Source organism: Flavobacterium anhuiense (assembly GCF_001705175.1).
In the GTDB taxonomy this organism is placed as follows: Bacteria; Bacteroidota; Bacteroidia; order Flavobacteriales; family Flavobacteriaceae; genus Flavobacterium; species Flavobacterium anhuiense.
In genome coordinates this window covers 1026727-1048421 of sequence record NZ_CP016907.1, presented here as the reverse complement: position 1 = coordinate 1048421, position 21695 = coordinate 1026727, and the positions used below count along the sequence as shown (strand labels likewise).

Genomic DNA, 21695 nt, shown 5'->3' with positions numbered 1-21695 from the left:
TTTTTAAGTAATCTTAAAAAATTAAATTTGTTTTAATTAATTCGTAATTTTATAAAGATGAAAACAAAAATCTTCTTAAATCTTGCTGTAAAAGATTTAAATCGCGCAATATCTTTTTTTAACGAACTCGGCTTTCCAACTAATCCGAAATTTACTAATGACAAAGGAGCTTGTATCGTTATAAGCGAAAGCATCTTTGTAATGCTTTTGGTAAAAGAGTTTTATCAAACATTTACAAAGAAGGAAATTTGTGATTCTACAACAACCAGCGAAGCGCTTATGGCACTTTCTGTAGAAACTCGAGAACAGGTAGATGAAATGATTGAGAAGGCAGTTAAGGCTGGAGGAACAGATTACGAGCAATCTCAAGATTATGGCTGGATGTACCAAAGAACTTTTCTAGATGTAGACGGACATCATTGGGAAGTTTTCTTTATGGATGAAAGTCAGATTCCAGAAAACATGTAATTAAGTAAGAACAAAATCAAACGGAAAATAAATTATTAAAAAACTTAAAAAATGATCACAATTAAAAAGACCGTTAATGCATCTCTTGACAAAGTTTGGAATTTTTGGAACACTCCAGAACATATTACAAAATGGAGCTTTGCTTCTCCTGATTGGCACACGCCTTATGCAGAAGCCGATGTGAGAGAAGGAGGAAGATTCAAATCAACTATGGCTGCAAAAGACGGAAGTATGAGTTTTGACTTTGAAGGCGAATTTACTTTAGTAAAACCAAACCAAGCGCTTTCGTATGTTATGGGAGACGGAAGAAAGGTTGAAATTACTTTTACAGAAACAGCAGAAGGTGTTGAAATAATTGAAAGTTTCGATCCAGAAACACAAAATCCAGAAGAGATGCAGCGCGCTGGCTGGCAGGCAATTTTGGATAATTTTAAAAGTTACATTGAAGCGAATTAGTTTTTAGACTCTAAAGTCTCAAAGTGACAAAGGTTCAAAGATTACAAACTTAAATTAGCTTGCATTACTCATATGGTTTAAAAGAAATAAATATCTAACCCAACAAAAAAAAACAAAAAAATGACAAAACAAATATGGTTGAATCTTCCTGTAAAGGATGTGGCAAAAGCGAAAGATTTTTTCTGGAAAATTGGTTTTTCGTTTAATGAACAACATGATACGCCAAGTTCGACGTGCATGGTTGTAGGTGAAGGACATTTTGTGATAATGCTTTTTGAAGAAATGCTTTTTTCAAGTTTTTCCAAGAACAACATTACCGATACGAATTCAAGTTCGGAAGTCTTGATTTCAATCGACGCAGAAAGCAGGGAAGAAGTTGATGAATTAGCTGAAAAAGTCAAAGAAGCTGGCGGAACCATTTTTGCTCCTCCTGCAGAAAACCAAGGTTGGATGTATGGCTGTGGTTTTGCCGATTTGGATGGTCATCGTTGGAATATTCTATTTATGGATTTTAGTAAATTACCAGGTTAAGATGGAAAAATTAATATTTAATACTGAGATAAAGGCTTCTAAAGAAAAAATTTGGAAAGTCTTATGGGATGATGAAACTTACCGAAAGTGGACAAGCGCTTTTTGTGAAGGAAGTTACGCTGAATCGAATTGGAACGAAGGGGACAAAATTTATTTTCTTGGACCTGGAGGAACAGGGATGAATAGTCTTATTGAGACTAAAATTCCAAACGAATATATGGCTTTTAAACATCTTGGCGAAATCAAAGATTTTAAAGAAGTGCCGCCAAATGAGGAAACGGAAAAATGGAGTGGTTCTATGGAAACATACAGACTGACTCAAAAAGGAGATCTTGTAGATCTTCATGTTGAGGTAGATGTAATCGAAAAACATATTGATTATTTCAAAGATGCCTTTCCAAAAGCGGTAGAATTGATTAAAGAATTGTCAGAGAAGTAAAGTCAGAAGAGAGTGAAAAGAGAATAGAAGAAAGAGAATAGAAGAAAGAGAATTTACAATTTATACTGATAATTAACAATTAAAAACAAAATATCATGGCAACAGCGGTAAATCCATATTTAATGTTTAACGGAACATGCGAAGAAGCATTTCTGTTTTACAAATCAGTTTTTGGCGGAGATTTTCCTTATATCGGAAAATTTAAAGATGCTCCAGCAGAAGAAGGCGAGGTGCTTTCTGAAGAAGCTTTGAATAGAATTATGCACGTATCGCTTCCAATTGGAAATAGTATTTTAATGGGAAGCGACACACATCCAAGATATGGAGATGTCGGTTTTGGAGATAATTTTTCTGTTTCTATTAATGCAGAAAGCAGAGAAGAGGCAGACAAAATCTTCAACGGACTTTCGGCAGGTGGAAAAGTAGAAATGCCGATGAATGACACTTTCTGGGGATCTTATTTCGGAATGTTTAAAGATAAATTCGGCATCAACTGGATGGTGAGTTTTGACAAAAACGAAGGAATGAAATAACATAAAAGTTACGTTATTTTAATAGCGGGACATAATTGTTAAATTACTCAAAAAAGCACATGAAAATGTGCTTTTTTGTTTCAAAAAAACAAAGATTATTCTTTTTTATCATCGAGAGATTGTCGATTTTTGTCGCTTCATAATCAAGAAAGAAAAATGGCAGCAGAAGACAAAGAAATAATCTTACTAAAAGTTTCTGGACACGATAAAATTGGAGTTACAGCAGGATTAACAGCTGTATTGGCGGCATATGATGCCAATATTTTAGATATCGGGCAAGCTGATATTCACGATACGCTTTCTCTAGGAATTTTGTTCGAAATTGCCGCAGGATCATCATCTGCACCTGTTTTAAAAGATCTTTTGTTTAAAGCATACGAATTGGAAATCAAAGTGAAATTTATTCCGATTTCTATAGAAGATTACGAAACTTGGGTAAAATCACAATCAAAACAACGTTATATTATCAATATTTTGGGAGAAAAACTGGCGGCTTCACAATTGTCTGCAGTGACCCAAATATTGTCAGACCAAAATTTAAATATCGATTCGATTATTCGATTAACAGGAAGAACTTCTGTTGTAGAAAAAGAAGAATATCCGCGTTCTTGTATTCAATTGTCTGTAACGGGTGAAATTGTAAACAAGATCATAATGACAGCGAGTTTTATGGAAATTTCCAGAACGCTAAACGTTGATATTTCTTTCCAAGAAGACAATATTTACAGAAGAAACCGCCGTTTGGTTTGCTTCGATATGGATTCGACCTTAATTCAAACCGAAGTAATCGACGAACTTGCGGAATTGAATGGAGTAGGAGATCAAGTTCGTGCTATTACAGAATCGGCTATGAACGGTGAAATTGATTTTAACGAAAGTTTCAAAAAGCGTATGGCTTTATTAGAAGGTCTCAGCGAAGAAGTTTTGCAAAATGTTGCCGTAAATCTGCCAATAACACAAGGAGCACACCGTTTGATGAAAGCTTTAAAATATTATGGCTATAAAACTGCAATTCTTTCAGGAGGATTTACCTATTTCGGAGAATATCTTCAAAAAGAATTAGGAATAGACTACGTTCACGCCAATCAATTAGAAATAAAAGATGGTAAACTGACGGGAAAATATTTAGGAGACATCGTAGATGGCCAGAAAAAAGCCGAATATCTAAAAGCAATCGCAGAAAAAGAAGGAATTCACATCAATCAGACAATCGCAGTTGGAGATGGAGCCAACGACTTGCCAATGCTAAACTTAGCAGGTCTTGGAATCGCTTTCCATGCGAAACCAAAAGTAAAAGAAAGCGCTTCAACATCCATCTCAAGTTTAGGTCTTGATGGTGTTTTATACTTATTAGGATATCACGATAGATATATTGATATGATGTAATTTGCAATCTGTCACCCTGAGCGGAGTCGGAGGGATTTCTTGTAGAAAAGGGCTTCTACTCCGCTCAGCCTGACAAAGTAAATTCATCTATTATTCGACAAAGAAGAAATAGCATTCAGAATTCCATAATCAAAATAAAAAACAAACCTCAGTCTTTGCAATAAAAGGCTGAGGTTTGTTTTTTATGGGCATGTCCCTCCGGGTCGGGCTATCCGTTTCAATCTTTTTATTTTTAAAGAAAAAATAAAAAGGATTTCCACTTCTATCCCTCATGCGGGTTTAGTGGAATTAACGTTTTATTTTCTAGATTCCAATTCATTTTTAATCTCCTTCAAATTCTTAAGATTCAAGAAAAGAATAGGCAATAAGGCAACAGGAATAACATTCATGGCACTAAAACCCTTCATGAAAACGATGAATATATTAAGAATGAACAACATAAAAAGCACAACGCAAAATACGGTATTCACGGTCTTTAGTGTTTTCTGATTTTTAATCAGTTCTTCAGTGGTCATTTCGCTAAATTTTGTGTCTTTCATTTTATATTGTTTTTAGCACATTTCTTTTAATTGTTCTAAATAATCTCTCTGATTCGAAAGTCTGGGAATTTTATGCTGACCCCCCAATTTATCTCTCTCTTTTAGCCAGTCATAGAATAAATTTTCACGGGCAACATTAACTACCAAAGGATTTAAAGTCATATTATTGTAGCGTTTCGCTTCGTAATCAGAATTCAACGTTTGTAAAGTCTCATCAAGCACTTTTTGGAAAAGACCTACATCAGCAGGATTTTTCTTGAATTCGATCATCCATTCGTGCGCGCCTTTTTCTTTGTCCTGCATAAAAATAGGAGCAACTGTGTAATCTATAACTTCAGTTTGAGTCACCTGACAAGCTTTTGCAATAGCTTGATCGGTGTTTTCAACCATTAATTCCTCACCAAAAACATTAATGTGATGCTTCGTTCTTCCTGTAACTCTAATTCTGTACGGATTTAAAGAAGTAAAACGAACTGTATCGCCAATTAAATATCGCCATAAACCAGAATTTGTGGTAATAACAATAGCGTAATTTTTATTTAATTCAACATCTGCCAGACGAACTACTTTTTGGTTTGGAGTTCCAAAAGTGTCCATCGGAATAAATTCGTAGAAGATTCCGTAGTCCAGCATCAGTAGTAAATCGCTCGAATAATTTAGGTCCTGAATCGCAAAAAAGCCTTCTGAAGCATTGTAAATTTCGTAATATTTAAAATCTGAACTAGGTAAAATTTTCTTGTATTGTTCTTTATATGGAGAAAAACTCACACCGCCATGAAAATATACTTCAAGATTTGGCCAAAGTTCCAATAAGTTTTGTTTTCCGGTATTCTCTAAAACTTTATTCATTAAAACCAGCATCCAAGATGGAACCCCTGCAAAACTAGTTACATTTTCATTTTTGGTTTCGTTGATAATAGCTGCAAGTTTGGTTTCCCATTCGCTCATCAATGAAGTTTTGCTGCTTGGGGTACTGCTGAATTCTGCCCAAATTGGCATATTTTCAATTAAAATTGCCGATAAATCTCCAAAGTAAGTATTGTTGTTTTCGTAAATCTGAGAACTTCCTCCCAAACGGAGACTTTTTCCTAAAAACAATTCAGAATCTTCATTATTATTCAAATAAAGACAAAGAAGATCTTTACTGCCTTTATAATGGCAATCTTCCAAAGCCTCATTACTTACCGGAATAAATTTACTTTTAGCATTTGTAGTGCCACTCGATTTGGCAAACCATTTAATAGGGCTTTCCCAAAAAACGTTTTGTTCGCCTAAACGTGTGCGTTCAATAAGTGGCTGCAGTTCTTCATAAGTTGCAATAGGAACTCTTTCTGCAAAGGTCTGATAAGAATTAATACTCGAAAATTCATATTGTTTTCCAATAACTGTATTCTCAGATGCCGTCAATAAGTTGTGCAATAATTCTTCCTGAACTTCATTAGGGTATTTTAAAAAAAGCTCTATTTGATGAATCCTTTGTTTTAGGACCCAAGATGCAAACGAATTGATAATAGATAAAGGCATGAATTTGTTTTTAAGTTAACTGATTTTAGGTTTTAAATCTTACAATCTTTGCAAAACAAAAAACATAAAATTTGAATATCGAGAGACAAATAGTAACTTTGTCTTCATATCAAAAATACTATTTTTTTGTAAAAAACAATTCTATTTGAAGTAAAGATTCCAACTATATAAACGAATTTTAACACAAAAAATTTTAAATCTTTTGATAAATCTAAATCAGCAATTATAAAAAAAAACGAATGCAATATCAAGGCGTACTGACAAAAATGCAAACTGAACTTGGAAGTCCAATTCAATATTATTTGGTGTTCGAAGATAGTTTCTTAAATGTGAATCAATTATTAGACAAAGAAATTGAAATCAATTTTGTAGGCTGTCAATGCTTGAATTGCGGGAAGAAGAAAAAAATATACCGACAAGGTTTTTGTTACGAATGCTTTTATTCAAGTCCAGCTGTTGGAGATTGGATTATGAGGCCAGAATTGAGTACAGCACATTTAGGAATTGCAGACCGAGATTTAGAATACGAATCAAAAGCGCAGTTACAGCCCCACATTGTGTATTTGGCTTCGGCTTGTGAGATAAAAGTGGGTGTAACGCGGAAATCCCAAGTGCCAACTCGTTGGATAGATCAAGGCGCTTCGCAAGCTATTGCAATTGTTGAGGTTCCGAACAGATATTTGGCTGGAATAACAGAGGTGGCGTTAAAAGATCATTATACAGATAAGACGAATTGGAGAAAAATGCTGCAAAATTCTGTTGAGACTTTTGACCTGATTGCAGAAAAAGCCAAAATCGAAAGTTTGATTCCGTCAGAAGTTAAAGATTATTTTTATGCTCAAAAAAATGATGTTTACGAACTTCAATATCCAGTTTTAAGTTATCCTGCAAAAGTGAATAGTTTAAATTTAGATAAAACACCTTCTTTCAGTGGGAAACTAACGGGGATTAAAGGCCAGTATTTGTTATTTGAGAACGGAACAGTATTTAATATCCGCGGTTCTGAAGGTTATGTTGTCACAATTAATGTCTAGGTTTAGTCGGTATTTGTCGATAATTTTTATGTATACGTCTATTAAAATGTTAAATATATTATAATTTATTGTAATTTTAACTCAATTCCAAAAACAAAAAGATGTAAATATTGATACATTTCGTTACAATTTTGTAACAAATGCTTATTGGAAGAATTTATTTTTAGAAAATAAAAGGAGGTAGATTTGAGTTTGCCACTATTTTAAATTTTAATTGAGATTTGTAATCCCCCTAAATTATTCCATAAATGAGTGTTTTAAGCAAAATTAATGTACACAGAAGAAACATAATGCGGAACCTGACAAAGAATGTTGGAAAAGCAAATATACAGGACGATTTTATTTTGGTCGACAAGAGTGAAATCAAAAAAGTTCTTATCTGCAGACCAAATGGAAGGTTAGGTAACCTTTTATTGATTACCCCACTCGTTCAAGAAGTGTCTGAAATGTTTCCAAATTGTAAAATCGATTTATTTGTAAAAGGCACATTAGCTCCCATTATTTTTGAAAAATATGATAGCGTTGACAAAATAATTCATTTGCCTAAAAAGCCATTTAAAAGTTTGGTAGAATACTCAAAAGTTTGGATTTCATTAAAAAAAGCACACTACGATTTAGCTATTAATGTAGATCAAAATTCTTCTTCGGGCCGATTGGCAGTTCAATTTTCAAATGCAAAATACAAGTTTTTTGGAGATTCCATCGATGAGTCTGTAGAACAAAAGAATGATTTTGAACACATTGCAAAATATCCAGTCTATAATTTTCGAAATTTTTTATCAAAACTTAGGTTGCCAACAAACAGCAATAAAATAATTGCGCCTATAGATCTCAAATTGTCTGCTTCTGAAATTACAGAAGGTAGAAAAAAACTAAAAGAAATTACAGACAACGATAAAAAAACGATTTGCATTTTTACTTATGCGACAGGAGCAAAATGTCTTTCGGAAGAGTGGTGGGAAAAATTTTATTCTCAGCTTACTGCAGAATATAAAGATTATAATATTATTGAAATTCTGCCGGTAGAAAATGTATCGCAAATCGGGTTTAAAGCACCATCATTTTATAGTAAAGATATTCGCGAAATAGGATCTGTTATTGCAAATGCAGAGTTGTTTATTGGTGCAGACAGTGGCATTATGCACTTGTCGAGTGCGGTACATACACCAACTATTGGGCTGTTTTCCGTATCAAATTTGAAAAAATATGAGCCGTACGATAATTGCAGCATTGGGATAGATGTAAATCTCTACACGAAAAAGAAATACATAAAAACGATAAATACTATTTTAAATAACGGTAGATTGAATGGTTTGTCAAAAGCGATATAAAAAAAATCCTGTTCAAAATGAACAGGATTTTTTTTAAAGATTCTAAGATTCTAAGATTCTAAGATTCTAAGATTCTAAGATTCTAAGATTCTAAGATTCTAAGATTCTAAGATTCTAAGATTCTAAGATTCTAAGATTCTAAGATTCTAAGATTCTAAGATTCTAAGATTCTAAGATTTTTTAGCTTTAGAATAAACTCAGTATCTTAGAAGCTTAGCATCTCAGCATCTTTCTTTATGGATTCTTCTTCTTAAACAATCCATTCAATAAATCACTTGCTTTTTTAGTTACTTCCTGAGTTTTTTGCTCTTTTTCAGTTTTAGCAGCCTGAGTCGTATCTTTTGCTTTAGTGTTTTTGTTGATCAAATCTGTAAGTGCTGAAGTTCCTTTTTGAGTCAGTTTTTCTTTCTGCTGGTTGACTAATTGCGTAGTCAAATTGCTAACAGCAGCTTTCATATCTGTACTGACTTTAGGATTTGAAAAATTCCCTGTCAAAGAAGCATTAATTGGAATGTTATCTAATTTTGCAGCGTCTGCAGGAGACATTTTCGCAATTAAATTATTAGCTTCAGTTCCTAAATATTTGGCAGGAACATCAAATTTTAGATTGTAATTCATGGTTTGGTCAAAGCCATGAGTTCCGCCAACGCTTACTTTAATGTCTTGGTATTTAATATCAAACGGTTTAACATTTACTTTTCCGTTATCAAAAGTCAATGCCATTTTTAAATCGTTTAGATTCAATTTGTTTAGATCCAGAAACTTCACGTTTGAAGTAAGTGAATTTAAAACTGTTGAATTTTTGGCATTTACCGTAGTAGATAACAGCTGACCTAATAAGTCTCCTGAAATCGATTTTAAATCTGGTGTCAATTCTTTTGCATCCAAATTACCATTCAGTTTGATAGTCGAATTCAGTTTTCCGTTAATGATTCCGGCAATTGGCGCAATTTTTTTCATCATATCCAATTGTGTAAAAGTCTGTGCAATATCAACTTGATTGAAACCCAAATTCATGTCAAAAGTCGGCACTTTTTCTTTTGTAGAAACCGCTCCGTTAAGACCGATAGACCCTCCGAAAATGTTTGTTTTAAAGTTTTCAAGCGTTGCTTTTTCATCTTTAATAAGCAATCTTCCAGAAACATCTTTTAGTTTCAGATTGTCATATAAAACTGTTGTTGCTTTTGCATTTAACGTACAGTTTAAGAAAGCAGGAATCTTCATTGCATCAGCTGGTTTTGCAGGAGTTTTGGTTTCCTCTTTTGCAGGTTCGCCAGCAGTCATGAAATCATCAACAGCTAATTGGTTTGAGCTCATATTGAAGTTTCCTTTCAGTTCTTGTTTTTTAAACATAAAACCATAGAAATTCTCTAAAACTCCGTTAATACTGATATCGCTTTTTCCAGTCGTAGCATCAAACTGCTTTAAGTTAATTTTGCTCGGATTGAATTCGACCAACGCTGTGCTGATGTTCATCGATTTATTGTTTTCATCAGTATATTTAAATCCTGACAAGCTCATTGTACCAGCATTTTTGATGTTTTGGTACTGGCTCTTTTCTACAGAAGCCATATCAAAATTGGTAGTAACATCTGCTTTTAAAATACCCGCCAAAGGTTTATCCATTTTAATTGGATACGCTTTTGAAAGATTAGCTAAGTTGATTGTTCCTTTTAAAGCCGCATCGATAATAGGATTTACAGTAATGTTTTTGATATTCGCTTTAGCGTTGAAAACATCTTGGTCAATTCTAAATGATAGCTTGTCTAGGTTCACATAAGTATCATTTAAAATTCCAGTTTCGTTAATGATTTTCGTATCAATTACAATATTTTGAACCGATTTTGGAAGGTTTGGATATTGGAAAGAAGCATTGTTTGATGCGATTTCAATATTAAATTTAGGTACAGTTGTATCTGTAAGTTCCCCTTTTGCAAAACCATTTACGGTAAAATCTCCAGTTGTTTTTACGCCATCTAAACCAGCAGCGTAAGCCGAAGGAATTAAGCCTAAGAAATTGGTAAAAGATGAAGTAGGAGTTTTAAACTTTAAGTCGTAAATCTGAGCTTTCTCTGCCATTTGAATGAATCCGTCGAATTCTAAAGGCAATTGATTGATTAAAGCTTTATTTTCTTTGAAAGTATATTTGCTTTTCTCTAAATCGATTCCAAGGACAGCGTCTAAAGTTAGTTTCACATTTTTCATGTAATTTATTTTATCCATGTCCAATGAAACTTTTGCAGTAGATTTTGTAGCCAGATCTAATTTTGAATTGGTAAAATCTCCAGTTCCTTCGTGGTTTAAACTGTCAATTACCATTTTAATTTTAGAACCTTGATCGATGTATCTAAAAGTAAAATTCTCAATTTTATAGTTTTGAATTTTCAAGGCAAGAGGTTTGCTTGCTTCGTCTTTGGCATTTTCTTCTTTTTTGTCTTTTAGAGCAATATCAAAGTTTCCGATACCATCTTTATTGAAGATAATATTTACTAATCCGTTTGTAGAACTAATTCCCTGAATGCTTAAAGGTTCATCTTTTCCTTTGAAAAGTTCTTTAATGCTCATTTTTAAATTCAATTCTCCTAATGAAACCAAAGTGTCGCCTTCAAAAGGAGCTTTGTTGATGATGACTAATTTCTCGATTCCAACTGTTGCGTTTGGAAAATTCTTAAACAAACTTAAATCAGCATCTGTAAAACTTACTTTAGCATCAACACTTTCGTTAATGGCTTCGACAATTTTAGCCTTAATCTGGTCTTTAAACAAAAACGGAATGGCAAATAATGCAGCAACAAATACCACAAGGACTATGGCACTTATTTTTAGAACTTTTTTTAGCATATAAATAGATTTGAGGGTTTACATTTTTAAAATCGACTCCTGCAAAAATAGTTTTTTTTACTAGAGTTTGAAGATAAAGTTTTCTTAATTGTGTAGGAATTTTATTAAAATTTGTGAAATAAAAAAATCCGTTGAGAATTATTTTCAAAACGGATTTTTTAGGCTGTTTATTTTATCACTTCTCAATAAAAGAGACAATCTTCTCAACTAAGACTTCAGAAATTGGAAGTGTTTCATTATTATAACTGGCCATATTATCTTCCTGATTGCCATCAATAATTTTCATAATATGGTTCATTTTGTCAATAATCTGCAAATCTGCATTTTTGCTGGCTTGTTTTAGGTTTTCGGCATCTTTTACTGCAATCTGAATGTCTTTGTTTCCTTGTACGATTAATATAGGAATAGTAAGTTTTTGTATTTCGGTCTGCGGATTGTATTTGAACCAAGAAATCAGGTAAGGCTGAACGCTTGGTCTAAAAAGAGAATTCAACATTGGATCTACTTTTTTTACCTCAAATCCGTTTTTTAAGCTGTCAATGATTGGAAAAGTCATGTCATTAAGCTGTTTCATTGACTTCGCTCCAATCTGTGTTTTTAAAATCTGATCTGCTGGTTCGCCTGCGCCTGCAATCGAAATAAACTTATCGGCTTTTGCACTGGCAACCATTCCAATTAAAGAACCTTCGCTGTGTCCAATTATAATTATTTTAGAAAAACGTTTATCTTGTTTTAAATAATTAATCCAGCTTTTGGCATCTTGGATGTAGTTTTCAAAAACTAGACTGCTTTCAGATCCGCCTGCTGCTTTACTTTCCCCAATAGCTCTTTTATCGTAACGCAATGATGCAATTCCGTTTTTGGCCAACGCTTCTGCCAGCATTTTCAACGAATTGTTTTTCATCATCGGATTATTTCCGTTTCTGTCTGTTGGGCCAGAACCCGCAATGATTAAAGCAACTGGGAACTTTTTGGTCAAATCTGGCGTTGTCAGCGTACCAAAAATCTGATCGTTATTTATTTTTAAAATCGCTGGCGTTTCCTTAAACGTGATTTCTTTTTTGGTTTGGGCGTTTAAGAAGCTCCAAAACAAAACCGTTAGAAAAAGAATTACTTTATTCATCTTTTAATCCAATTAATAAATATTGATTCCGTAAGGCAATATGGCTTGTATTCCTTTTTGTTTTTGGAATTTTTTCACCTGTTCAATAAGAAGATAATTTTCTTCTCCAATTTCTTCTTTTATAAACGCTTCTTTCGATTTTGCAAAAGGGAGATTACCCAACAGATCGTTTAAGGTTTTTTCATATTCAGGATAATTCTGAGTGCTGTATTTTTTCACTTTAGCGATTTTTGCAGCTTCAGCAATCGCATCATTCAAGCCGCCGATTTTATCAACCAAACCAATTTTTAAAGCTTCAGTTCCAGACCAAACTCTACCTTGAGCAATAGAATCAACTTGTGCAAAAGACATTTTGCGGCCTTCAGCAACATGGCTTACAAATGTGTTATAAATTTTTTCTACTCCTTCTAAAGTAAACGCTTTGAATTTTTCATCGACAGGTAAAAATGGACTATAGTTTGCAGCATTTTCATGCGTTTTAACTTGCTCAGAATTGATTCCTAATTTGTTAGCCAATGGACTAAAGTTTGGCAACATTCCGAAAACTCCAATAGATCCTGTGATAGTGTTGTTTTCAGCAAAGATTTTATTGGCATTACAAGCGATGTAATAACCGCCAGATGCAGCATAATTCCCCATAGAAACCACAACTGGCTTTACTTTTTTCGTGATTTCTATTTCTCTCCAAATTAAATCAGATGTTAGAGCGCTTCCGCCTGGGCTGTCAATTCTAAGAACGATCGCTTTTACATCGTCATTTTTTCTTGCTTCTTGTAGAGAACGTCTCATCGAACCTTCTCCAATCGTATTTACATCTCCTTCGCCGCTTCCAATTTCGCCTTGAGCGTAAATAATAGCGATCTGATCTGTTGCAGTATTAGCTAAAGCTGTTGTTACGTGATTTTGAGTATAATCTGTGATCGAGATTTTATTGTAATCTTCGTCTTTGTCTACCTTTAAGGCTTTTCTAATCGCATCATGGTAAACGTCTTCATAAGCAACAATATCAACCAAATGCTGTTGTTTGGCCATTTCTGGAGTTCTTGCCAGAAGCCCGTTTGCAATTTCGTTTAGTTTAGGAAGTGGAATATTTCTGCTTTTTGAAATATCAGCCGAAACGGTAGCCCAAATAGAGTTCAAAAGTGCAGTAATCTGTTCTCTGTTGGCATCGCTCATTTTATTTTCTAAGAAAGGCTCAACGGCACTTTTGTATTTTCCGTGGCGAATTACTTCCATGTGGATTCCAGATTTATCTTGAAAATCTTTGAAAAACATAACTTCAGAAGAAAGACCTTTAAAATCTAAATCTCCTGCTGGATTTATATAAATCGTATTAGCAACAGAATTTAAATAATATTCTTTTTGAGAATAAGTATTGGCATAGGCCCAGACAAATTTTCCAGATTTTTTAAAGCTTTCAAGAGCATTTCGTAAATCTTTATATTGAGCAAGACCAAGAGAAGATTCGTCATTTAAAATCGAAATTCCTTTGATGTTATCATCTGTTTTTGCCACTTCGATAGCATTAATAACATCGGTCAGACCAATGCCTTTTTTGTCTGAAAAAACAGTTACCCACGGATCTTTGTATTTTCCTGCGTAATCGTTTTTGATTTCTTTTAAGTTCAATTCAATAACCGAATCAGATTTAACAGAAACCGTGTCGTCTCCGCCAAAAATGGCTCCGATAAAGATTACTCCAAAAAAGAAGAGCATAATAAAAACAAAAATACCAATTACTGTGGCAATTACATTTCCTAAAAACTTCATATGTATATTTTTTTAATAAGTAGCGAAAAAGGGCAAATTGTTACAAATTAGACATCTAAATTTATGATTTGATTTGAGACGTCGTTTCACAAATATATTGGTTAATTCTAAAATAGTTTTAGTTAATTTGCATTAATTATGAAATTACAGCATCAAGTCGTTTTATCGATAGGCAGCAACCAAGGCAGCAGACTAGAAAACATTCAGAAATGTATTGATTTAATACACCAAAATGTGGGAACTGTCATTCAGGTTTCAAAACTTTACGAGACTCCTGCATGGGGTTTTGAGAGTGATGCTTTTTATAATTGCGCACTTCTTTTGCATACCTATTCATCTGCACAAAAAATACTCAATCAAATTTTAAAAGTCGAAAAGGAACTGGGAAGAATCCGCTTGAATCAAGAAGGGTATCAGTCTAGAATTATTGATGTTGATTTGATTGCTTTTGATGCTGAAATAATTGATACAGAAAAACTTCAGGTTCCGCATCCATTAATGCAGAATAGAAATTTTGTTTTACTGCCAATGCAAGATTTAAAGTTAAATTGGAAACATCCGATTTTGCAGAAAACAGTTTCAGAATTGATTGCCATTACTACAGACGACAGTGTATGTACAGTTGTTCAGGATTTGAAAAGTCCGATTGGGGAAATTCCGTTAAACCAATTTAATTATGTTGCTTTTGAAGGCAATATTGGAGCAGGAAAAACTACTTTGGTGCATAAAATTGCAGAGGATTTTAATGGGAAAACAGTTTTAGAAAGATTTGCTGATAATCCGTTTCTTCCAAAGTTTTACAAAGATCAAAGCCGATATGCGTTTCCTTTAGAAATGTCTTTTTTAGCCGATCGCTATCAGCAGTTAGCCGATGATTTGGCGCAATTTGATTTGTTTAAAGATTTTATCGTTGCTGATTACCATATATTTAAATCTCTGATTTTTGCTAAAATAACGCTTGCAGAAGATGAATATCGTTTGTACAGAAATCTATTCGATATTATTTACAAAGAAATGCCAAAGCCAGACTTGTATATTTATTTATATCAAAATACAGATCGCCTTCTTCAAAATATCAAAAAGCGCGGAAGAGTTTATGAACAGAATATTGAAGCTGCTTATTTAGAAAAAATCAATAACGGTTATTTAGAATATATAAAATCCCAAACCGATTTGAATGTTTTAATTATTGATGTTTCTGACCGTGATTTTGTAAAAAACCACGAAGATTATCTTTATATCTTAAATGAAATTAAGAATAAAATAGCTTCTTAAATTTATATTATTCCGAGTTGTTTTCTAAGTTTTGCAGATAATTTTTCCTGAACAAGAAGATAAGACTGCTGAATGTATTTCTCCCATTCTGATTGTTTCATTCTAGTAATGTCATCAATTAAAATCCATTTGTATTTGGCAACATAAGGCGCAGGTTTAAATCCAGGTCTATTGCTCATTTCCTCAAATTCTTCGTCCAAAACTTTAAATGAAGCAGAAGTGGGATTTTGGTCAAGCCCAACAACACAATACATTTTTGAGCCCACAGAGAATACTAGGTCGTGTTCCCATTTAATATCTTCAGTTGTGCCAGTTAGTTTTTGACAGATTTCTCGAATGGTTTCTATATTCATAATTATCTTTTTAATGTAAAATGTCCTCTTAAAACCGGCATTGAATCGTCTACTTTTAAAGCGTACCAATAATCAGATGCGGGAAGCGGAACTTGGTTTAGAGTGCCATCCCAACTCATTTTGAAACGGCTTAATTGAGCTATTAGTTTTCCGTAGCGATCAAAAATTGTAACGACAGCTTGAGGATAATTTTCCATTCCGGTAACCTCCCAAACATCGTTATATGAATCATTGTTTGGCGTAAAAAATGCAGGAAAAGCAAGTACTACAAATTGTTTGATAGTTCCTCCGCATCCATTTTTTTCTCGTGCATAAGCAGTTTGCAATCCGCCAGGAACATCGTAAAAAACAGTAGAGTTTTGATAATTGACACCATCAACAGAATATTCAAAATAATCTTCTTCTTTTACAGGATAAATAATAGCTCTTGTTCCTTCAACATCAACACGTGCAATTTGCGGAATCTTGTGTTCTTCTACTACAATTGTTTTTGTGCTCGAACAGTTTTCAGGACTTGTAACAACAACAGTATAGGTTCCTTCTTTGGTAACCGTAATTTGTTGAGTAGTTTCATTAGCATTTGACCATAAATAATTCATTCCAGGAATTCCCGCATCTAATGTTATGGATTGAAATTGACAAAGAGTCAAAGTCTCATCTGTAACAGTTGGAGGCGTATAGATTACAATGTCTATAGGAGTTCTAGTTGGATTTGTGCATCCATTATTTGAAGCTTCAGCATAATAAGTTGTATTGGATGAAATTGTTGGAGTTGTAAAAGTTGTTCCTTGAAAAACGCTTGTTCCACCAGTTGCCGAAGTATACCAGTTTATAGTTCCAATATTTGAAGTTGCTTTAATCGTTAGAGTTCCTGGACCGCAATTTGTATAAGTGTCTTTTTCGGCTACTGGAATTGCAGGAGTGGGATATACAGTTGCTTTTACTGATTTACGGTTAGATTCGCAACCAGCATCAACATAATAAGTTGTAGTTGCGTTTATTGGTGGTGTAGTGTATGTTGGGCCAGTTGCCAATAAATTTCCTCCAACAGCGGCATCAAACCATCTAATTGTCGTACCAGCAGTTGCAGTCGCATTAAAGGTAAAGCTTCCCGAATCACAAACTGGAGTTGGATCAATAGCTGGAGTTGCTGTAGGGATGGTAATTTTGGTGCTTGTGGCAATTTCTAACGGAGCTTCTCCTGGCATTCCGCCATATTCCACCACATAGCCTTTTGGCTGATAATTACCCGTGGCATCTCCTGTATTTGATAAATCATTCCAAGAACCTCTTATTCCAACACCAGGCTGAGTGATATGGGCATAATCTTCATCACCTTGTTGGTTAGGTTCGCCTGTGTTCCAAAAAGCAAAATTAGGAGTCGAACCATTTGCGTTGCCATTCCAAAAAACAGTTCCAGATTCAGGGCCGGTAACCCATTTCCAGATACCTTCAGTTTCAGCATCGCTTCCTCCAATCCATCCAGTTCCAGAAGCTTGCTCACCAATTAGTTTTGCTTCATCAGCAGATAAAATGGTGGCTAAGTATCCTTGAAGACCATAATAGGTGCTTGATGCGGCTAAATCTCGTGCACTTGTCCAAGTTACACCCACATTTGGGATAAAGAGATAGTAATGTCCAGTAGATGGCAAATAATTGGCTTGTCCAATAGTAATCGAAAATGTTCTTGTTCCATTAGCTGTTGCAGAAGAGTTGGTAAATACAACATCCTTTACTGCTGAAACAAAATCATCATAAGGAATGTCAGCATTAGTTGTTCCCGACAACTTTAGCTTTCCGGAAGTAGCGTCCCAACTGGTTACAATATTAGGATGCAAGGTCGGATTTGTTAGTTCTAATCGGTCAAAGCCATTTGAATATCCAGACGAAATCTGAATATAAAGTACTTGTGTCCCATTTTCGGCTATATCATGATTAATTGTAAAGTCGGTTACAATCTTTATAGATGTTTGTGGGCAGTAAAATTGATCTCCTTGCGCAATAAGTTTTGGAGGGTCAATGGCAAAATCGCTTTTCTTTTGTTTTTTTATTTTTGAATTTACGATAGGTTTTGAAAAGTATATATTCTTTTTGTTAAAAGTTTTTGATTTTTCATTTGCATTAGAAAAATTAAAACTTAAAACGGAAAGTAAAACGGCAAATGCTGTTAATTTGATATTCTTCATTCGCTAAAAATATCAATAAATTGAGAATAAAAAAATAAATTTTTATTCAGGCCAGTTTATTTTTTGAAATAAATCCCAAACGACAATTCCGGCACTTACAGAAATATTAAGAGAGTGTTTTGTTCCCAACTGAGGAATTTCAATGCACCCATCACAGATGGCAACGGCCTCTTGCGATACGCCATAAACTTCATTTCCAAAAACTAAAGCATATTTCTGATTTTTTTCAATTTTGAAATCCTGAAGAAATACCGAGCTTTCAACTTGCTCGATAGCCATTGTTAAAACATTTTCTTTCTTCAAATTTTCAATTACTTCCAAAACATTCTCGTGATGTTCCCATGCAACAGTTTCAGTTGCGCCAAGAGCTGTTTTATGAATTTCTTTGTTTGGAGGAGTGGCAGTAATACCGCATAGAATTATCTTTTCAATCAAAAACGCATCAGCTGTTCTAAATACAGAACCAATATTGTGCAGACTTCGAATATCATCTAAAACCAAGATTAAAGGAGTTTTCTCCGATTTTTTAAAATCTTCAATTGATTTACGGTCAAGTTCGCTGTTTTCGAGTTTTCTCATTGTTTTTGAATTGTAGTCATAAAAAAAGCTTCCAAAGATAAGGAAGCTTTTTCATTATTTTAAATGTTTTTCAGATTAGCTTTTTACTGGATCTGGTAAAACAGTACCTTTAATAGTAAGGATTTTTGTTGGTTGTCCTTCTGCGTTAGAAGTAACAGTTACAGTTTTTGTAAAAGCACCAACTCTGTCAGTAGCATATTTTACACCAATAACACCTTTAGCTCCTGGAGCGATTGGTTCTTTTGGAGTAGTTGGAACAGTACATCCGCAAGATCCTTGAGTGTTTGTAATGATTAATGGTTTAGTTCCGTTGTTAACAAAAACAAACTCACGTTTTCCATCAGCATTGTGCGCGATGGTTCCGTAGTCAATAGTTTCAGTTTCGAAAAGCATTCCTGCTCCTTCAACTTTAGCAACTTTAGCTGCTTTAGCTTTTTTAGTTGTTTGTGCATTTGTAGCCGTGATACCAGCAACAGCCAACATAGCGAATAAAATTATTTTTTTCATCTTTAAGGGTCTTTTTTTAAATGATAAACAAAGCTATATAAAATTCTTAAATCAGTAACTAAAAAAATCTTAAAATATTTTAATTTTTGAAGCTTTCGATATGCCACCAAAAAATCATAAATTCGCTGTCTTAATTTTTCATTTAAAAATATAATAATTTGGCAGCTAAAGAGAAAGTGGTGAAGGAAACACCTTTAATGAAACAGTACAACGAAATCAAGGCTAAATATCCTGATGCATGTCTGCTTTTCAGAGTAGGAGATTTTTATGAAACCTTTGGGGAAGACGCCATTAGAGCTTCAAAAATTTTAGGGATAACCTTAACTAAAAGAGGAGCAGGGTCTGATACCGAAACAGCGCTGGCTGGGTTTCCGCATCATTCTGTAAATACTTATTTGCCAAAACTGGTAAAAGCCGGACTTCGTGTGGCGATCTGTGATCAGCTGGAAGATCCCAAAATGACCAAAACAATCGTAAAAAGAGGTGTGACGGAGCTTGTTACTCCTGGAGTTTCTCTGAATGATGAGGTTTTGCAGTCAAAATCAAACAACTTCTTAGCATCTGTTTATTTTGCTAATAAAAATATCGGAATTTCATTTTTAGATGTTTCTACAGGAGAGTTTTTAACGGCTCAGGGAAATGCAGAATACATTGATAAATTGCTACAAAACTTTAATCCAAGTGAAGTTTTAGTTCCAAAGACTTGTAAGAATGACTTTAAAACTGCTTTCGGAGAAGATTTTCATAGCTTTTTTCTAGAAGATTGGATTTATAAAGAAGACTATGCTTTAGAAACCTTGACGAAGCATTTTCAGACCAATTCTTTAAAAGGATTTGGTGTTGAAGAATTAAAAGAAGGAATTATTGCTTCTGGAGCAATTTTGTATTATTTGTCAGAGACGCAACACAATCGTGTGCAGCATATTACAGCAATTCAGCGTATTGCAGAAGATGCCTACGTTTGGATGGATCGTTTTACGATTAGAAACTTAGAATTATATCACAGTTATAATCCGAACGCAGTGACGCTTTTGGATGTGATTGATAAAACGCTTTCTCCAATGGGAGGACGTTTGCTAAAACGATGGCTGGCTTTACCTTTGAAAGATGCGAACAAGGTAAAAAGCAGACATGAAGTTGTGGCGTATTTAAAATCAAATCCTGAAATCCTTCATAATATCCAATATCAAATCAAGCAGATTTCAGATTTAGAACGTTTGATTTCTAAAATTGCTGCGGGAAAAGTTTCGCCAAGAGAGATAGTGTATTTGAAAGAGTCTTTAGATGCCATTATTCCAATTAAGACTCTTGCGCTTGAAAGTCCGCAGGAAGCGGTAAAAGTAATTGGAGATAGTTTGCACGCTTGCGATTTGCTTCGAGAAAAAATCAAAACGACTTTAAATCAAGATGCGCCAGTTGCCATTTCAAAAGGAAATGCGATAGTAGCAGGAATAAATGAGGAATTAGATGAATTGCGTTCTATTTCAACTTCTGGAAAAGAATTCTTGGAAGGAATCGAAAAACGTGAATCGGAAAGAACAGGAATTTCTTCGCTGAAAATTTCTTTTAATAATGTTTTCGGATATTATATTGAAGTTAGAAATACGCATAAAGATAAAGTTCCAGAAGAATGGATTCGTAAACAAACTTTGGTAAATGCAGAGCGTTATATTACCGAAGAATTAAAAGAATACGAAACCAAAATTTTAGGAGCAGAAGAAAAGATCTATAAAATAGAAAGCGAGCTTTTTGAGCAATTAGTAGCTTGGATTTCTACTTACATCAAACCTGTTCAAATGAATGCGTATTTGGTTGCGCAGTTGGATTGTTTATGTTCGTTTACGCAAATGGCTGTCGAAAATCAATATGTACAGCCTGAAATTGATGATTCATTTGAGTTGGATATCAAAAACGGAAGACACCCCGTAATTGAAAAACAATTGCCTGTTGGTACGCCATATATTGCAAATGATGTTTTCTTAGATAGAGAAATGCAACAGATTATCATGATTACCGGGCCTAACATGTCGGGTAAGTCGGCTATTTTAAGGCAAACGGCATTAATTGTGCTTTTGGCTCAGATGGGAAGTTTTGTTCCTGCTGATAGCGTTAGAATGGGAATTGTAGATAAGATTTTCACCAGAGTAGGAGCTTCAGATAATATTTCGATGGGAGAATCTACTTTTATGGTCGAAATGAATGAAACGGCTTCTATTTTGAATAACCTATCAGATAGAAGTTTGGTGTTGCTAGATGAGATTGGAAGAGGAACCAGTACTTATGATGGAATCTCAATTGCTTGGGCAATTGCAGAATTCTTGCACGAACATCCAGGAAGAGCAAAAACACTTTTTGCAACGCATTATCACGAGCTGAACGAAATGACTGAATCGATGCCGAGAATTCAGAATTTCAATGTGGCAGTAAAAGAATTAAAAGATACTGTTCTTTTTGTTAGAAAGCTGGTGAAAGGAGGAAGTGCGCATAGTTTTGGAATTCACGTGGCAAAAATGGCTGGAATGCCTCAGCTGGTTATTTCGAAGGCTCAGAAACTTTTAAAGAAATTAGAAAAGAATCATTCTAGTGATGCTTTGAATGGAATAAAATCGGCAAATGAAGAAATGCAGATGAGTTTTTTTAATCTTGATGATCCTTTGCTAGAAGAGATAAAAGAAGAGATTTTGAATCTCGATATTAATACCATTACACCGGTAGAAGCATTGATGAAACTGAATGAGATCAAAAGAATGCTGGTTAAAAAATAAAATTCAAAAAATTTTCAATTTTAAACTTTAGGTTATCAGAATGTTATAAAATAAG

Annotated in this window: 19 protein-coding genes; 10 read left to right on the top strand and 9 right to left on the bottom strand. The window is 34.1% G+C overall.

Going from position 1 to position 21695, the window contains the following annotated elements; genetic code table 11:
- Positions 1 to 57: 57 nt before the first annotated feature.
- From BB050_RS04440 to serB, 6 genes are all read left to right on the top strand, one after another.
- Positions 58 to 468 (top strand): VOC family protein, encoded by a 411-nt coding sequence (locus BB050_RS04440; protein ID WP_066032759.1) that lies wholly within the window; start codon positions 58 to 60, stop codon positions 466 to 468.
- A 51-nt stretch (positions 469 to 519) separates the two neighbouring features.
- Complete coding sequence (locus BB050_RS04435) at positions 520 to 924, top strand: SRPBCC family protein (protein WP_008467303.1); 405 nt, start codon at positions 520 to 522, stop codon at positions 922 to 924.
- 120 nt (positions 925 to 1044) lie between these two features.
- Entirely contained in the window at positions 1045 to 1455 is a 411-nt protein-coding gene (locus BB050_RS04430) for a VOC family protein (protein WP_066032758.1), read from the top strand.
- A gap of 1 nt (position 1456) precedes the next feature.
- On the top strand, positions 1457 to 1894 hold the full coding sequence (locus BB050_RS04425) for an SRPBCC family protein (RefSeq protein ID WP_066032757.1): 438 nt from the start codon (positions 1457 to 1459) through the stop codon (positions 1892 to 1894).
- A gap of 95 nt (positions 1895 to 1989) precedes the next feature.
- A complete protein-coding gene (locus tag BB050_RS04420; RefSeq protein WP_066032756.1) occupies positions 1990 to 2427 on the top strand; it encodes a VOC family protein in 438 nt (145 codons plus the stop codon).
- Positions 2428 to 2583: 156 nt separating this feature from the next.
- Complete coding sequence (gene serB / locus BB050_RS04415) at positions 2584 to 3813, top strand: phosphoserine phosphatase SerB (RefSeq protein WP_035691791.1); 1230 nt, start codon at positions 2584 to 2586, stop codon at positions 3811 to 3813.
- A gap of 296 nt (positions 3814 to 4109) precedes the next feature.
- On the opposite strand, the gene BB050_RS04410 is transcribed toward serB, so the two are convergent.
- Together BB050_RS04410 and BB050_RS04405 are read right to left on the bottom strand one after the other, a co-directional pair.
- On the bottom strand, positions 4110 to 4352 hold the full coding sequence (locus tag BB050_RS04410) for a redox-active disulfide protein 2 (protein ID WP_066032755.1): 243 nt from the start codon (positions 4350 to 4352) through the stop codon (positions 4110 to 4112).
- 12 nt (positions 4353 to 4364) lie between these two features.
- Complete coding sequence (locus tag BB050_RS04405; protein ID WP_008467294.1) at positions 4365 to 5876, bottom strand: GH3 auxin-responsive promoter family protein; 1512 nt, start codon at positions 5874 to 5876, stop codon at positions 4365 to 4367.
- 239 nt (positions 5877 to 6115) lie between these two features.
- Between BB050_RS04405 and BB050_RS04400 the strand changes: the two genes are divergently transcribed.
- Positions 6116 to 6910, top strand: coding sequence for a DUF2797 domain-containing protein (locus BB050_RS04400; RefSeq protein ID WP_066032754.1), 795 nt, complete (start codon positions 6116 to 6118; stop codon positions 6908 to 6910).
- Between the two features lie 248 nt (positions 6911 to 7158).
- Positions 7159 to 8241, top strand: a complete 1083-nt coding sequence (locus tag BB050_RS04395; protein WP_066032753.1) for a glycosyltransferase family 9 protein — start codon at positions 7159 to 7161, stop codon at positions 8239 to 8241.
- 234 nt (positions 8242 to 8475) lie between these two features.
- On the opposite strand, the gene BB050_RS04390 is transcribed toward BB050_RS04395, so the two are convergent.
- The 3 genes from BB050_RS04390 to sppA all read right to left on the bottom strand — a co-directional run bounded on the left by BB050_RS04390 (position 8476) and on the right by sppA (position 13975).
- Entirely contained in the window at positions 8476 to 11082 is a 2607-nt protein-coding gene (locus BB050_RS04390) for an AsmA-like C-terminal region-containing protein (RefSeq protein WP_066032752.1), read from the bottom strand.
- A 175-nt stretch (positions 11083 to 11257) separates the two neighbouring features.
- Positions 11258 to 12205, bottom strand: a complete 948-nt coding sequence (locus tag BB050_RS04385) for an alpha/beta hydrolase family protein (protein ID WP_066032751.1) — start codon at positions 12203 to 12205, stop codon at positions 11258 to 11260.
- Positions 12206 to 12217: 12 nt separating this feature from the next.
- Positions 12218 to 13975, bottom strand: a complete 1758-nt coding sequence (sppA, locus tag BB050_RS04380; RefSeq protein WP_066032750.1) for a signal peptide peptidase SppA — start codon at positions 13973 to 13975, stop codon at positions 12218 to 12220.
- A 138-nt stretch (positions 13976 to 14113) separates the two neighbouring features.
- Here sppA and folK point away from each other — a divergent pair, with 138 nt between their 5' ends.
- Positions 14114 to 15250 carry a 2-amino-4-hydroxy-6-hydroxymethyldihydropteridine diphosphokinase gene (gene folK, locus BB050_RS04375; protein WP_066032749.1) on the top strand — a complete coding sequence of 379 codons (1137 nt, stop codon included), beginning with the start codon at positions 14114 to 14116 and terminating at the stop codon, positions 15248 to 15250.
- 2 nt (positions 15251 to 15252) lie between these two features.
- Here folK and BB050_RS04370 read toward each other — a convergent pair whose 3' ends face one another.
- The 4 genes from BB050_RS04370 to BB050_RS04355 all read right to left on the bottom strand — a co-directional run bounded on the left by BB050_RS04370 (position 15253) and on the right by BB050_RS04355 (position 18875).
- Positions 15253 to 15603 (bottom strand): MmcQ/YjbR family DNA-binding protein, encoded by a 351-nt coding sequence (locus tag BB050_RS04370; RefSeq protein WP_066032748.1) that lies wholly within the window; start codon positions 15601 to 15603, stop codon positions 15253 to 15255.
- Between the two features lie 2 nt (positions 15604 to 15605).
- Positions 15606 to 17789: an Ig-like domain-containing protein gene (locus tag BB050_RS04365; RefSeq protein ID WP_066032747.1), complete on the bottom strand. Its 2184-nt coding sequence runs from the start codon at positions 17787 to 17789 to the stop codon at positions 15606 to 15608.
- Positions 17790 to 17831: 42 nt separating this feature from the next.
- On the bottom strand, positions 17832 to 18368 hold the full coding sequence (locus tag BB050_RS04360) for an RNA methyltransferase (RefSeq protein WP_008467275.1): 537 nt from the start codon (positions 18366 to 18368) through the stop codon (positions 17832 to 17834).
- 75 nt (positions 18369 to 18443) lie between these two features.
- Entirely contained in the window at positions 18444 to 18875 is a 432-nt protein-coding gene (locus BB050_RS04355; RefSeq protein ID WP_008467274.1) for a DUF1573 domain-containing protein, read from the bottom strand.
- Positions 18876 to 19033: 158 nt separating this feature from the next.
- Between BB050_RS04355 and mutS the strand changes: the two genes are divergently transcribed.
- Entirely contained in the window at positions 19034 to 21640 is a 2607-nt protein-coding gene (gene mutS, locus BB050_RS04350) for a DNA mismatch repair protein MutS (RefSeq protein ID WP_066032746.1), read from the top strand.
- The last annotated feature ends 55 nt before the right edge of the window (positions 21641 to 21695 follow it).